Genomic DNA, 13,317 nt, shown 5'->3' on the forward strand with positions numbered 1-13,317 from the left:
CGTCGGTATCGCGTCGGTGCGCTCAGTCCCCGGATGAGGCCCAGTCCCAATAGAGATCCAGCACGCGCCGGGTCATCGGGCCGATCTGATACTGCGTATCTTCGAAGGCGGTGACCGGTGTGACCTTCATCATGTTGCCGGACAGGAATACCTCGTCGGCGTCGTGGAAGTCCTGAAAGCTCATGACGGTTTCATGCACCGTAACGCCATCGGCCCGCAGGTTGGCGATGTGCCGCGCGCGGGTGATGCCCGAAAGGAAGGTGCCGTTGGGTACGGGCGTGAAAACTTCGCCGTCCTTGACGGCGAAGACATTTGCCGTCGCGCTTTCAGCCACATTGCCGAGCGCGTCGGCCACAAGCGCGTTGCCGAACCCTTTGGCCTGGACCTCGGCGATCATGCGGGCGTTGTTGGGGTAGAGGCAGCCCGCCTTGGCGTTCACGACCGCGTCTTCCAGAACCGGGCGGCGGAACCGTGTGCGCGCCAGGGTGGTGGAACTGCCCGGAGGCGCCATAGGCGTGGCTTCGAGACAGATAGCGAACCCCGTGCCGCCTTCGTAGTCGGGCATGACACCGAGCGGCCCGCCACTGATCGACCAGTACATCGGGCGGATATAAACGGCGGTCTCTTGGCTGTAGGCCTTGAGCCCCTCCTGCACGATGGCGACCATGTCGTCGGCGGCGACGGTGGGTTTGATCATCAGCGCCCTGGCCGATGCGTTGACCCGTGCGCAGTGCTTGTCGAGATCTGGCGTCAGGCCGTTCGCATAGCGCGCGCCGTCGAATACCGTGGTGCCCAGCCATGACCCGTGATCGGCCGCCCGCATGACGGACAGATCGCCGTCATGCCATGCGCCGTCGAAATAGGTTCTGATCTCTGTCCCGACTGCCATTGTCTACCTCCTGTATCCGGGCGCAGATTAGGCCGGTTATATGGGAGGGTCCAGCCCGTCCACGCCCGCGGATATGTGAAAGCGACAGGCTGGTCCCGGTTGTTGTGCGCCAGGATGATTCCGGACAGTAGAAGGTCAGGGCGCTTCGGCCAGCAGGGCGTCGAGATCGAGCGGTGCATTGCTCATGGCGATCTGGCCGTCGGCGCTGCGTGGCCAGTCCTCGGGAGCGCGGTCGCGGTAAAGTTCGACCCCGTTTCCGTCCGGGTCCGAGAGATAGATTGCCTCGCTGACGCCATGATCGGCAGCGCCTTCGATGGGAATACCGGCGGCAACCACCCGGCGCAATGCATCTGCCAGCTGTGCCCGGTCCGGATATAGAAAGGCGGTATGGTAGAGGCCGGTATGGCCCTTGGGGGCAGGTGTGCCGCCGAGGCTTTCCCAGGTGTTCAGCCCGATATGGTGATGATAGCCGCCCGCACCCAGAAAGGCGGCGCGGTCGCCCCATCGTTGCTGCACCTTGAATCCGAGGACGTCAGAGTAAAAGCCGATGGCGCGGTCGAGGTCGGACACTTTCAGATGAACATGACCGATGGAGGTTTGTGGATGGACAGGGGTTGGCATGGGATGGTCCTTTCGCGTGTGTTGATACACAGCTAGGCGACCGAGCGTTTTTGAACAATTCTACATATTTCGGCACAATCTGTGCATTTCTGCAATATGTGGGCGAGGGTCTTATGAGCCCCGGTCGGATGACAGGGTTTGTTGGGTTCGGGCCACAAGCCGTTCAATCGCGTCGGCAAGATGCACTTCCTGAATGTTGTAATCGCCTCGCTCGACGCGGATGCGGTGCGCCTCGATCATGACATCGGCGTGGCTGCATCCGCGTGGCGGTTCGAAGCGATAGCAAGCCAGTTCGATCAGCAGACCGAGCGGATCCTTGAAATAGATCGAGTCCATGAATCCGCGATCCTTGGGGCCGGAATGACCGATGCCGCGTTCGGTCAGGCGTTCGGCCACCTGCGAAAAGGTGGCGCGGCTGACATTGAATGCCAGATGATGCACACACCCCGGATCGGTCGGCGTGCGGTTGTGGACGGGTTTGCGGGCTTCATTCGTGAAGACCGTGATCAAACGCCCGTCGCCGGGGTCGAAATACAGGTGGCCCTCGTCCGGATCGTCCAGGTTCGGCTGATCGAAAACGAAGGGCATGCCAAGCACACCTTCCCAAAAGTCGATGGATGTTTGCCTGTCGGCTCCGGTCAGGGTGATGTGATGCACCCCTTGGGCTTGCAGTTTGCGCATGTCGGCGTTTCCCTTTTCTCAAGGGTAAGGTGCGAATGTGCTGTTTCGCAAGGTATCTGTGCCGTTTGATCCTGCCTACCCAAGATTTCGTGATTTGCATGTGAACGAATGATTTGGCCCTGTCGCACCCGAGGCAATCAGGCAGAATGAAGAGGTTTATCATGACAATGGGCAAGGTTACCCGGCGAGGAATCATCGCGGGGGGCGCGGCCATGTTGGCGGCACCGGCGGTTTGGGCCAATCCGGCAGAAGGCGTGCGGCGCAATGTATCGGGTTTTGCGGCGATTGATTGGCGTGACCATTTCGATACGCTCAAGGGCGGGGCGATCGTGGCCGATACACAATCGCGGGCGCTGCATTTCTGGTCGGAGGATGAAAGCATCTACCGGCTGTTTCCCACTTCGGTTCCGCGCAGCGAGGACCTGACCAGGCTGGGCTATACCCGGATCATCAAAAAGGTCGAGGGCCCGTCCTGGACGCCGACACCGTCGATGCGCGAGCGCGATCCGTCTTTGCCGGTGACGGTCCCGCCGGGGCCGGAAAACCCGATGGGCACCCATGCGCTGCATCTGTCGTGGCAGTACTATCGGATTCACGGCACCCATGACACGCGCAAGATCGGGCGCAAATCGTCCGATGGATGTATCGGGCTGTATAACGAAAAGATCGCAGAACTGTTTGGGCTGACCAATGTCGGGACACAGGTCAGGCTGATCTGATCCGGTCGGATGCATGGCCCTGCCGGTTACCCGGTGTGGTCCGGGACGGGCAGGGCGTTGCGCCGTGTGATGGCGCGCAAGGCAAAGTTCGACCGCAGGTTGCGGATGCCGGGAATCGGCATCAACCGGGTTTCGAGAAACCGGTCGAAGGCCGTCAGATCGGCGGCCACGACCCGCAACAGGATGTCGCGCGAACCGGTCATCAGATAGCATTCCATGACTTCCTCGCAATCCTTGATCGCGCGTTCGAATGCGTCGATGGCGGTGCGGTCCTGTTTGTCGAGTTCGACCGAAACAAAGATCGTTACGCCAAGCCCCAGCTTGTTGGCGTCGACGCGCGCGCCATAGCCGGTAATCACCTTCTCGGACTGCAACCGCTCGAGCCGCCGGGCGCAGGGTGTGGGGGACAGGCCGACGGCTTCGGCCAGGTCGGTGATGGTCATGCGCCCGTCTTCTTGCAAGGCAGCGATAATACGGTGATCTATACGGTCCATGTGGTGAATATCTCCAATATAAGAGAAAATCATATAAGAACTCTCTAAATCCATCTCGTCTTCCGGGCAAGTTTGGTGAAATCGGCCTGTCCTGTTTTGCTATGCAAGAGGAAAGAGTTGGAGGTCCCATGAAACTGATTCCCGTTGACGCGCCAGGCCATGAACAGGTTGTTCGCATCGAAGATTCCGAAAGCGGCCTGAGTGGCATCATCGCCGTGCATTCAACGCAACTTGGCCCGGCGGCGGGTGGGTTGCGGATGCGGCCCTATGACGGTTTCGAGGCCGCACTGGAGGATGCGCTGCGCCTGTCGCGGGGGATGACCTTCAAGAACGCTGCAGCGGGATTGCCGCTTGGCGGCGGGAAGGCGGTGATTATCGGCGATCCGGGGCGGGACAAATCGCCAGAGGTGCTGCGCGCCTTCGGCCGGGCGGTCGAGGCGATGCAGGGGCAATACTGGACGGCCGAGGATATGGGCATGACCCCGCGCGACATGGCTGAAATCGGGACGCAAACCGATTACGTGGCGGGGCTGGCCGATGGGGCATATGCCAGCGGCGATCCGTCTCCGATCACCGCGCGGGGCATATTCAACGCGATTCATACGACGGCGCGGCACCGGTTCGGCAGTGCCGATCTGACCGGGCGCAGGGTGGCGATACAGGGTTTGGGCCATGTCGGCCTGCATCTGTGCCGGTTGTTGCACGGGGCCGGGGCGCGGTTGGTTGTGACGGATGTATCGGATGCTTCGATGCGGCAGGCGGTCGAAATGTTCGGGGCACAGGCGGTTGCGACGGATGCGATCTATGGTGCCGAGGCCGATATTTTCGCGCCCTGCGCTATCGGGGCCATCCTGAACGAAACCACGATTCCGCAACTGCAGGTCAGTGCGGTGGCCGGAGGCGCGAACAACCAGTTGGCCACGGCGCATGACGGGCAGCGCCTGCATGAGCGCGGTATTCTTTACGCGCCGGATTTCGTGGCGAATGGCGGTGGTATCATCAACGTGGCCACCGAGATTTTGCGCATCGGGAACCGGGAAATCTGGGTCGGTGAAAAGCTGGAGGCGCTGGACGATACGATGGACCGTATCCTGACCCGCGCAAGGCAATTGTCGGTCAGCCCAAATGACGTGGCCGAAGCCATCGTGACCGAGCGTTTGCAGAAGGCGGCAGCCTGAGTGCCGCACAGGCCGGGGCGCTGCGATGCACGCCCCGGCTCTGAACCTCTGCGCGCTCAGGTCTGTGCGGGTTGCACCATGCCGATGATGTCGTAGGTCTGGCGCAGGATCGGGTGCGCAATGGCGCGGGCGCGCTCGGACCCGTTGGCGAGAATGCGGTCGATTTCACCGACATCCTGCATCAGCCGGCCCATCTCTGACGAAATCGGCGCCAGTTTTTCCACCGCCAGTTCGGCCAGCAGCGGCTTGAATTCGGAAAACGGTTTGCCGCCCATGTCCTGCATCACCTGATCGACGCCTTGATCGTTGAGCGCAGCGAAGATGTTGACCAGATTGCGGGCTTCGGGGCGGTCTTCCAATCCTTCGGCGGTTTCGGGCAGGGGCTCGGGGTCGGTCTTGGCCTTGCGGATTTTCTTGGCGATGGTGTCGGCATCGTCTGTCAGGTTGATGCGGCTCATGTCCGAAGGGTCGGATTTCGACATCTTCTTTGAACCGTCCCGCAAGCTCATGACGCGTGTGGCTGCGCCTTCGATCACCGGCTCGGTGATCGGGAAGAAATCGACGCCATAGTCGTTGTTGAACTTGATCGCGATGTCGCGGGTCAGTTCCAGATGCTGTTTCTGATCCTCGCCCACGGGAACATGCGTTGCGTGATAGACAAGAATATCTGCCGCCATCAGCGCGGGGTATCCGAACAACCCGAGGCTGGCCTGTTCGGCGTTCTTGCCGGCCTTGTCCTTGAATTGGGTCATGCGCTTCATCCAGCCCATACGCGCCACGCAGTTGAACACCCATGCCATTTGCGTGTGCTCGGGCACCTGGCTTTGGTTGAACAGGATGGATTTCTGCGGGTCGATCCCCGAGGCGATGAAACCGGCGGTCAGCTGGCGCGTGGCATGGCGCAGTGCATCGGGTTCCTGCCACACGGTGATCGCATGCAGATCGACCATGCAGAAGATCGACTCGATCCCTTCGTTCTGGCTGTCGGCAAAGCGCTTGAGCGCGCCAAGGTAGTTGCCAAGCGTCAAGTTGCCCGAGGGCTGGATGCCCGAAAAGACACGCGGGGTAAAGGCCGCCTCGGTCATGGATCATCTCCGTGGTGGATTTCTGTGCCCGCCTCGCTTACCCATGGGTCAAAGCCCCGTCAAGGAGAGCAGGCATGAGCAGCCCCCAAACCGACAGCCCCGTCAATCCGATCCCGCCCGTTGTGGTCGCCCTGTTTCTGGCGATCATCGTGATCGAAGCGGTGTTTTCGCTCGGAACGCGGGGGATGATCGGCGGGCCCGAGGCCGTGGGCTGGCGGCAGGGCGCCATTCAGGATTACGGGTTCAATGCCGAGATTTTTGGCTGGATGCTGCAAAACGGGGTTTGGCCGCTGGAGCATGTGAAGCGGTTCATCACCTATGTCTTTGTCCACGGGTCATTCACCCATGCGTTATTCGCCGGAGTCATGCTGTTGGCGCTTGGCAAATTCGTGGGTGAGGTGTTTTCGCAATGGGCGACGCTGCTGTTGTTTGTGACCTCGGCTATCGCAGGGGCCGCCGTTTTCGGATTGGTTGCCCCCGAACGGCCCTGGCTGATCGGGGCCTTTCCCGGCGTGTACGGGTTGATCGGCGGGTTCACCTATCTGCTGTGGTTGCGCCTTGGCCAGATGGGGGAAAATCAGGCGAGGGCGTTTTCCCTGATCGGTATTCTGATGGTATTGCAGTTGATTTTCGGGCTGCTGTTCGGATCGAACAGCACATGGCTGGCCGATGTATCGGGCTTTGGTTTCGGCTTTTTGCTGTCGTTTTTCCTTGCCCCCGGAGGGTGGGCCAAGATCCGTGCCAGGATACGACACCGCTAGCGCGCGGAGTCAGAACATCTTGGACGGCAGGATAGGCAGGAACAGGGCAAACCGCCTGTTCCGCTCATACGGGTAGGGCATCACGAAACCTTCGCGATTGTCCGGGGACAGCGCGGCATTGGCTTGTGCGGCCTTGTGCCATGTGCTGGCCCTGGTCGTATCGCCCTGATCGAAGTGGTCCCCCAGCCATTTGCGTGCCAGTTCTTCGCGCAGGTTCTGCACCACGGCGGGATTGTCGAAGGCGATACTGGCCTCGGTATCCCAGTGCATCGAACGGCCGTTCAGGTTGGCCGATCCGATCATGCCCCATTCATCGTCGATCAGTGTGAGTTTGGCGTGAACATAGACGATAGGCGCTCCTTCGAGGGCCCCGTCCTCGTCGGGTTTCGTGCTGCGCGGCTGCACCGGGGATATGGCGACCATCCGCTCGCCAAAGGCTTTGTGGCATTGGCGCAGGTTGCGCACTTGCAGGGCCTGCGCCAGCCGCGCATCGAACCCGTCATCGCCATCAAAAATCACCCGTTCGGGCTCGGTCGGCATCAGCAGGATCAGGTTCAGATCGGGATTACGGCGTCCGGCATCGGCCAGGGTGCGGGCCAGTTGCCGGTGGCGGAAAAACTGCGTTTCGATGTAAATATGGCGCCTGGCCCTGGCGAATGCCTTGAGCAGCACATCGAGATGTTCTGTGACGTGATCGTCGGGGCCCAGGGCCGAATAGGTTAGCCTTGGCATCGAAATGGTGCGTACAAGACGGGTGTCGCCGTTGGGCTGCGAAGGCGCGGCAGGAGGCAGGTGTTCGCCCTTGTCGCAAAGTGACGGGGCCTGCCAATCGAGCGCGCGGTTCCATGTGTCGATGAAATGCGCGCGGATGTCCTGACAGATCGGGCCAGAGGATTCGGCGCTGATGTCGTGCCATGTCTTGTCGGCTTCGCGCTCGTGGTCGGGTGAATCGTAGCGCCTTTCGTTCACGTCCAGCCCGCCGATCACGGCGCGGCAGCCGTCGCTGACGGCGAATTTCTGGTGCAGGGTCACCGGGCGCAGGCGCCCCCCGCGTTCGAGGATCTGCTTTTGCAGATCGGTCAGGACCTCGGGGGCATCGTTGCGCAGGTCGGCCATTTTCGAGCGAATCTTGCTGCGCAGGGCCCACATCCACAGGCTGCCCACGAATTGCCCGTGCGGGGCGCAGAGAATGTCGCAATCGCCGCTCATGGCATCGGCAAAGCCTTTGGCATTGGTCCAGGCCGAACGATGCAATTCCTTGGTGAAGATCGCGTCGAAATCCGAGACGATCATGCGGATACGCACGCCCCGGTTGCTGATGTGGCGCAGCAGGCTTTTCCAATCGGTCAGCCCTTGATCGAGCAACTCGGGAGAGCGCAGAGCGGTGTTGGGATCGAAGATACGGAAGGACAGGAACAGGTCCTGTTCAGCCTCCCAGGCGATCCGTTCGAGCGCGGGAAAGACCTGTGCGGCGGTAATCAGGGGTATGAGGGGCGTATCGACCATGCCCGTCAACCTACCCGGTGCGCCGCAGGTTGCGGAAGTCCTGTATGCGGAAGGCGCCGATCAGGTGGCCAATGCCGAAATAGCTGACGATGCCTGTCGCGATCAGAACCAGCAGCGCGATCCAGCGCAGGCCGGGCATTCCGAAGAACGGGCTCAGCAGAACATGAACGCCCCAGACGATGACCCCCATCAGCGCCGAGGCGGCGATGATGCGCCAGATGCGGCGGTGGAACCGGTCGTCGAAGCGGGCCACATCCCCATAGGCGCGCGCGCCATGCATCAGTAGCCAAACCATGACCCAACCGGCGACGGTGGTGGCGATGGCCGCCGCGACCCAGTCGAGCACAAAGGCCAGGCCGATGGCCAGAACGGCATTCACGATCATGGCGACAACCGCATAGCGGAAAGGGCTTTTGGTGTCTTCACGGGCGAAGAACAGCGGTTGCAGGATTTTTTGCAATACAAAGGCTGGCAGGCCGAGACCATAGATCGCGACCGCCAATGCGGTGGCGGCGGTATCGTCGGTTCCGAAGGCGCCGCGTTCGAACAGGACCGAGACCAGCGGCATGGGCACGGCGACCAGAGCGACCGCGCAAGGCACCGTCAAGATCAGGGAAATCTCGGCGGCGCGGGAATAGGCCGCGCGCGCGCCGGTGTGGTCCTCGACCTTCAGGCGGCGTGACAGGTCGGGCAACAGGACGATGCCAACGGCGATGCCGACCACGCCAAGAGGCAACTGATACAGACGGTCGGCGGAATAGAGCCAGCTGACCGCCTTGTCATAGTTTGAGGCGACCTGCTGACCCACCAACAGGTTCACCTGCATCACTCCGCCCGCCAGGGCGGCGGGGATTGCCACCCGGACCAGGCGGGCCATGTCCGGGGTCCAGCGGGGGCGGACGGGGCGGATGTGCAGCCCCGCCTTTCGGGCGGCGATCCAGACCAGGGCCAGTTGGGCGATGCCGGCAAAAGGTATGGCCCAGACAAGAGCGTGGGCCACTGCCCCCCCTGTTTGAGCGGCGAAAACCATGGCGGCGACCAGCATGACGTTCAGCAGGACCGGCGCGGCGGCGGCGGCGGTGAAGCGTCCCACGGCATTCAACACCCCGGAAAACAGCGCGGCCAGCGAGATGAACAGAATATAGGGAAAGACCACGCGACCGAATTCCACTGTCAGGTCAAAGCGTTCGTCCCCGGCAAAGCCCTCGGCCGTGGCCCAGACCAGTGCCGGCATGAACAGCAGCGCAAGCCCGGTCAGCATCAGAAGCACCAGCGACAGGCCGGACAGGGCCAGCGAGGCGAATTGCTGATGATCCTCGTGGCCTTCGTACTTCTTTGAAAACATTGGCACAAAGGCGGCGTTGAAGGCACCCTCGGCAAAGAAGCGGCGGAACATGTTGGGCAGGCGGAAGGCGGCGACGAAGGCATCCATCATCGCGCCCGGCCCCAAGTAACTGGCGATCAGAACGTCACGCACGAAACCCAGCATTCGGCTGAGCAAGGTCCACCCGCTGACGGTCAGGACACCGGATAACAGGCGAACGGGTCTCATGGGCGGGCCTTTGCTTGGGGCGGTTCCGGTCACGCTTAGCGGATCGCGAGGCGGTGGGGAAGGGCGGGAAAGCCGGGTGACCTGCGGTGTGGGTGGCGAATCGGCGTTAATGCGCTGAAATCACGGCAAAAGCCGGATCGGCAAAGCGTCGGTATCACGTCGGTATTGCGTCGGTGCCGGGGGCGGTGCGGGGCGGGGTTAACGGGGCGTCCTCAGCCAGCCGACACCAGACGCCAGAAAAACACCGCGCTCATCCCGAACCCGATCAGCGTGATCAGCAGGCGCACAGTGGATTTCGGCAGGGCGCGGGCCAGCGGAGCCCCGGCATAGCCGCCCGCCGTGGCGGCGACCATCATCATCAGCGCCTGCGGCCATGCCACCAGACCGGCCAGGGCAAAGACCGCCACGGAAATGGCCGAGATGGCAAAGCTGAGGCCGTTTTTCAGCCCGTTCATCTGGTGCAGGTCTGTCATGCCCCACATGGCGAACAGTGCCAGCAGGACGATCCCGAGCCCGCCATTGAAATACCCGCCATAAAGGCTGACCGCGAAAAGGCCGAACGCGCCTTCGGGGGTGACGCTGCGAGCGTGGGCGGCGGCCCATGTGCGGATCCGGTCGCCAAACAGAAAGATGATCGTTGCCGCCAGCAGAAGGAAAGGCACCACGACCGAGAACGCCTTGTTCGACGAAATCAGCAGCAAGCCCGCGCCGGTGACGCCCCCGGCCAGAGAGATCAGGCCAAGGCGCAGAAGGCGGGGCCGGTCGATACTGGCCAGTTCGGCGCGGAACCCGAGCGCCCCGCCAAGATAGCCCGGAAACACGGCAACGGCACTGGTGGCGTTCGCGGCCACGGGTGGCACCCCGGTAAAGACCAGCGCGGGAAAGGTCAGAAACGTGCCACCGCCCGCGATGGTGTTGAGCACACCCGCGCCAAAGGCGGCTGCCATCAGTATCAGGATATCGGTCATGGGAAAGTCACCTGTCACAAAAAGCAGGGGCGCGGAAAATGCGCCCCGGTGCGATGTCGGTGATTTGGCGGGCCGGTGTCAAGCGGTGGCGCGTTCAACCCCTTCGGCGATGGCGGTGCGAAGTTTCTTTTCAAGCGCCTTTTGCTTGGCCTCCGAGTGGAATTTCAGGCCGAACATATCCTTGACATAGAAGGTATCGACCACCTGCTCGCCATAGGTCGCGATCACGGCTGAGTTGATGTAAATGTTGTTGTTCGCCAGCGTCCGGGTGAGATCGTAAAGAAGGCCGGGACGGTCGCGGGTGTCGACTTCGATGATCGTGTAGATTTCGGACCCTTCGTTGTCGAAGGTGATATGCGTGGGCACTTTGAAGGCGCGTTCGCGTTTCTTGATCTTGTCGCGCGATCTGATCGCTTCGGTCGCCACGATTTCGCCCTTGAGGGTTTTGTGGATCATGTCGCGCAGACGCGGCAGACGCGCGGCCTCATAGGGGTGGCCATCGGCATCCTGTATCCAGAACACGGCGGTCGCGAACCCGTCTTTCGACGTGTAGGTGCGCGCATCGACGACATTGGCCCCGACAAGGGCCAGAGCCCCCGCCAGCCGAGAGAAAATGCCGGGATGGTCGGCCAATGCGAAACAGGCGCGGGTGGCGTCGCGGTCTTCGTCGATGGCAAGGTCGATGGCGATCTCGTCGGATTCCAGATCGCGCAGCAACCGGGCGAAAACCACATGCGCGGTTACGTGCAGGCCTTGCCAATAGGGCGGATAATGGCGGGCGGTTTCGCGCTTGAGGGCCTTGGCGGGCCAATCGGTCAGGGCGTCGCGCAGGTTGCGCTTGGCGTCCGAGCCGCGCTGTTCGCGGTTGAGGTCCTCGAGCCCGCCTTCCATGGCGCGCTGTGTCTGGCGGTACAGCGCCCGCAGCAGCGAGGCCTTCCAGTTGTTCCAGGTGGTCGGGCCGACGCCGCGGATGTCGCAAACCGTCAGCACGCACAGCAAATCCAGCCGGTCCTTGGTTTGCACGGCCTTGGCGAAATCGCGCACTGTGCGCGGATCGGCAATGTCGCGTTTCTGCGCCATGTCCGACATCAGGAGATGATAGCGCACCAGCCATTCGACGGTGTCCACCTCTTTGGGTTTGAGACCGAGCTGCGGGGCGACCTTGCGGGCGATGCGGGCGCCGACGATCGAGTGATCCTCGTCCCGGCCCTTGCCGATGTCGTGCAGCAGCAGGGCGACATAGAGAACCCGGCGGTTTACGCCGGCCTCGAGAATCGAACTGGACACAGGCAGGTCATCCGTGCGTTCGCCGCGTTCGATCTGTGCAAGGTTCGAGATGCACTGGATCGTATGTTCGTCCACCGTGTAGCTGTGATACATGTTGAACTGCATCAGCGCGACGATGGGCTCGAATTCGGGGATGAAGGCCGACAGCACGCCCAGTTCGTTCATCCGGCGCAGGGCGCGTTCGGGATTGCCGTGTTTCAGCAGCAGATCGAGGAACAGCTTGCGCGCCTTGGGATCGTTGCGGAACGTATCGTCGATCAGGTCGAGATTGGCAGTGACAAGGCGCATCGCGTCGGGATGGATCAGCAGGCCGGTGCGCAATCCTTCCTCGAACAAGCGAAGCAGGTTCAGCGGATCGGACAGGAAGGCCTCTTCGTCCGCGATCGCCAGGCGCCCGTGGACCTCGGTATAACCTTTCTTGAGCTTGCGCTTGCGGCGGAAGATGCGTTGCAGAAGCGGTTGGGATTTGACGTGGGCCGCTTCCAGCTTGGTCAGGAAGATGCGGGTCAGGTCGCCCACCTGCGTCGCATGGCGGAAATAATCCTGCATGAACACTTCGACCGCGCGGCGCCCGGCGGTGTCCTTGTAGCCCATGCGCTCGGCCACCTCGACCTGCAGGTCGAAGGTGAGTTGATCGGTGGGGCGCCCGGTGATCAGGTGGATATGACAGCGCACCGCCCAGAGAAAGTTCTCGGCCTTGGCGAATGTGTCGAATTCGTCCTCGGTGAACATGCCGACATCCACCAGATCGGCGACGCTGTCGACGTGATGCAGGTATTTGGCGATCCAGAACAGCGATTGAAGATCGCGCAAGCCGCCCTTGCCTTCTTTCACATTGGGCTCGACCATGTAGCGCTGACCGCCCTGTTTTTCATGGCGGGCGTCACGTTCTTCGAGTTTGGCCTCGATGAATTCGCGCTCGGAACCATCGAACAGTTCATGCCAGAGGCGTTTCCTGAAGTGGTCGGCCAGTTGCCGGTCGCCAGCCAGGAAGCGGTTTTCCAGAAGCGCGGTGCGAATCGTGAAATCCTCGCCGCCCAGACGAAGGCAATCGCGGATCGTGCGGCTGGCATGGCCGACCTTCAAGCGCAGATCCCACAGGATGTAGAGCATCGATTCGATGACGCTTTCGGCCCAGGGGGTGATTTTGTACGGCGTCAGGAAGAGCAGATCGACATCCGACTGCGGGGCCATTTCCCCACGGCCATAGCCACCGACCGCAAAGACGGTGATCCGCTCTGCTTCGGTCGGGTTGGCCAATGGATGGATATGGCTGGTGACGACATCGAGGGCGGTCAGGATCACGCAATCTGTCAGCCAGCTATAGGCGCGCACGGTGGGGCGCGAGGCAAAGGGGCGCTCGGCCAGTCCGGCGGCGATTGCGTCGCGCCCGTGCCTGAGCTGATCCGACAGGATACCCACGACGGCCTTTCGCAGGTCGCTGGTGTTCCCGTCGGCCTGTTCGGCGGCGGTCTCGATCCGTTTGGCGACCGCCGCGCTGTCGAAGATCTCGGGGGCCGGGCAGATCAGGTCATCCGGCTGCGGGATCAAGTCTTTCATTCTGTTCCTTTGTCGG

Annotated in this window: 12 protein-coding genes; 3 read left to right on the forward strand and 9 right to left on the reverse strand. The window is 62.0% G+C overall.

All coding sequences use genetic code 11. From position 1 onward, the window contains the following. Positions 1–22: 22 nt before the first annotated feature. From KPG71_RS15505 to KPG71_RS15515, 3 genes are all read right to left on the reverse strand, one after another. The gene (locus KPG71_RS15505; protein ID WP_216338957.1) at positions 23–889 is read right to left on the reverse strand and encodes a branched-chain amino acid aminotransferase; all 867 of its coding nucleotides are present in this window, start codon (positions 887–889) and stop codon (positions 23–25) included. A 135-nt stretch (positions 890–1,024) separates the two neighbouring features. Then, positions 1,025–1,510, reverse strand: coding sequence for a VOC family protein (locus KPG71_RS15510; RefSeq protein ID WP_216338959.1), 486 nt, complete (start codon positions 1,508–1,510; stop codon positions 1,025–1,027). A 111-nt stretch (positions 1,511–1,621) separates the two neighbouring features. Next, positions 1,622–2,191: a VOC family protein gene (locus tag KPG71_RS15515; RefSeq protein WP_216338961.1), complete on the reverse strand. Its 570-nt coding sequence runs from the start codon at positions 2,189–2,191 to the stop codon at positions 1,622–1,624. A gap of 161 nt (positions 2,192–2,352) precedes the next feature. On the opposite strand from KPG71_RS15515, the gene KPG71_RS15520 reads away from it, so the two are divergent. Further along, entirely contained in the window at positions 2,353–2,910 is a 558-nt protein-coding gene (locus KPG71_RS15520) for a L,D-transpeptidase (protein WP_216338963.1), read from the forward strand. 26 nt (positions 2,911–2,936) lie between these two features. Here the strand turns inward: KPG71_RS15520 and KPG71_RS15525 are convergent, their stop codons facing one another. Next, complete coding sequence (locus KPG71_RS15525) at positions 2,937–3,404, reverse strand: Lrp/AsnC family transcriptional regulator (RefSeq protein ID WP_216339067.1); 468 nt, start codon at positions 3,402–3,404, stop codon at positions 2,937–2,939. A gap of 128 nt (positions 3,405–3,532) precedes the next feature. Between KPG71_RS15525 and KPG71_RS15530 the strand changes: the two genes are divergently transcribed. Further along, positions 3,533–4,582: a Glu/Leu/Phe/Val dehydrogenase gene (locus KPG71_RS15530; RefSeq protein WP_216338965.1), complete on the forward strand. Its 1,050-nt coding sequence runs from the start codon at positions 3,533–3,535 to the stop codon at positions 4,580–4,582. A gap of 56 nt (positions 4,583–4,638) precedes the next feature. Here KPG71_RS15530 and trpS read toward each other — a convergent pair whose 3' ends face one another. Beyond that, a complete protein-coding gene (gene trpS, locus KPG71_RS15535) occupies positions 4,639–5,667 on the reverse strand; it encodes a tryptophan--tRNA ligase (RefSeq protein ID WP_216338967.1) in 1,029 nt (342 codons plus the stop codon). 74 nt (positions 5,668–5,741) lie between these two features. Between trpS and KPG71_RS15540 the strand changes: the two genes are divergently transcribed. Continuing rightward, the gene (locus KPG71_RS15540; protein WP_216338969.1) at positions 5,742–6,428 is read left to right on the forward strand and encodes a rhomboid family intramembrane serine protease; all 687 of its coding nucleotides are present in this window, start codon (positions 5,742–5,744) and stop codon (positions 6,426–6,428) included. Between the two features lie 9 nt (positions 6,429–6,437). Here the strand turns inward: KPG71_RS15540 and KPG71_RS15545 are convergent, their stop codons facing one another. The 4 genes from KPG71_RS15545 to KPG71_RS15560 all read right to left on the reverse strand — a co-directional run bounded on the left by KPG71_RS15545 (position 6,438) and on the right by KPG71_RS15560 (position 13,301). Then, complete coding sequence (locus KPG71_RS15545; protein ID WP_216338971.1) at positions 6,438–7,934, reverse strand: phospholipase D family protein; 1,497 nt, start codon at positions 7,932–7,934, stop codon at positions 6,438–6,440. 10 nt (positions 7,935–7,944) lie between these two features. After that, a complete protein-coding gene (gene murJ, locus KPG71_RS15550) occupies positions 7,945–9,486 on the reverse strand; it encodes a murein biosynthesis integral membrane protein MurJ (protein ID WP_216338973.1) in 1,542 nt (513 codons plus the stop codon). Between the two features lie 212 nt (positions 9,487–9,698). Continuing rightward, positions 9,699–10,454: a sulfite exporter TauE/SafE family protein gene (locus KPG71_RS15555; RefSeq protein WP_216338975.1), complete on the reverse strand. Its 756-nt coding sequence runs from the start codon at positions 10,452–10,454 to the stop codon at positions 9,699–9,701. 78 nt (positions 10,455–10,532) lie between these two features. Then, positions 10,533–13,301: a [protein-PII] uridylyltransferase gene (locus KPG71_RS15560; RefSeq protein ID WP_216338977.1), complete on the reverse strand. Its 2,769-nt coding sequence runs from the start codon at positions 13,299–13,301 to the stop codon at positions 10,533–10,535. Positions 13,302–13,317: the final 16 nt, after the last annotated feature.

The sequence above is a fragment of the Roseovarius sp. PS-C2 genome (assembly GCF_018862045.1).
Classification (GTDB): domain Bacteria; phylum Pseudomonadota; class Alphaproteobacteria; order Rhodobacterales; family Rhodobacteraceae; genus Roseovarius.

Coding starts and splice junctions, on each gene's coding strand:
- murJ (WP_216338973.1), bottom strand. CDS start 9,486: ATGAGACCCGTTCGCCTGTTATCCGGTGTCCTGACCGTCAGCGGGTGG.
- KPG71_RS15560 (WP_216338977.1), bottom strand. CDS start 13,301: ATGAAAGACTTGATCCCGCAGCCGGATGACCTGATCTGCCCGGCCCCC.
- KPG71_RS15555 (WP_216338975.1), bottom strand. CDS start 10,454: ATGACCGATATCCTGATACTGATGGCAGCCGCCTTTGGCGCGGGTGTG.
- KPG71_RS15525 (WP_216339067.1), bottom strand. CDS start 3,404: ATGGACCGTATAGATCACCGTATTATCGCTGCCTTGCAAGAAGACGGG.
- KPG71_RS15520 (WP_216338963.1), top strand. CDS start 2,353: ATGACAATGGGCAAGGTTACCCGGCGAGGAATCATCGCGGGGGGCGCG.
- KPG71_RS15515 (WP_216338961.1), bottom strand. CDS start 2,191: ATGCGCAAACTGCAAGCCCAAGGGGTGCATCACATCACCCTGACCGGA.
- KPG71_RS15505 (WP_216338957.1), bottom strand. CDS start 889: ATGGCAGTCGGGACAGAGATCAGAACCTATTTCGACGGCGCATGGCAT.
- trpS (WP_216338967.1), bottom strand. CDS start 5,667: ATGACCGAGGCGGCCTTTACCCCGCGTGTCTTTTCGGGCATCCAGCCC.
- KPG71_RS15530 (WP_216338965.1), top strand. CDS start 3,533: ATGAAACTGATTCCCGTTGACGCGCCAGGCCATGAACAGGTTGTTCGC.
- KPG71_RS15545 (WP_216338971.1), bottom strand. CDS start 7,934: ATGGTCGATACGCCCCTCATACCCCTGATTACCGCCGCACAGGTCTTT.
- KPG71_RS15510 (WP_216338959.1), bottom strand. CDS start 1,510: ATGCCAACCCCTGTCCATCCACAAACCTCCATCGGTCATGTTCATCTG.
- KPG71_RS15540 (WP_216338969.1), top strand. CDS start 5,742: ATGAGCAGCCCCCAAACCGACAGCCCCGTCAATCCGATCCCGCCCGTT.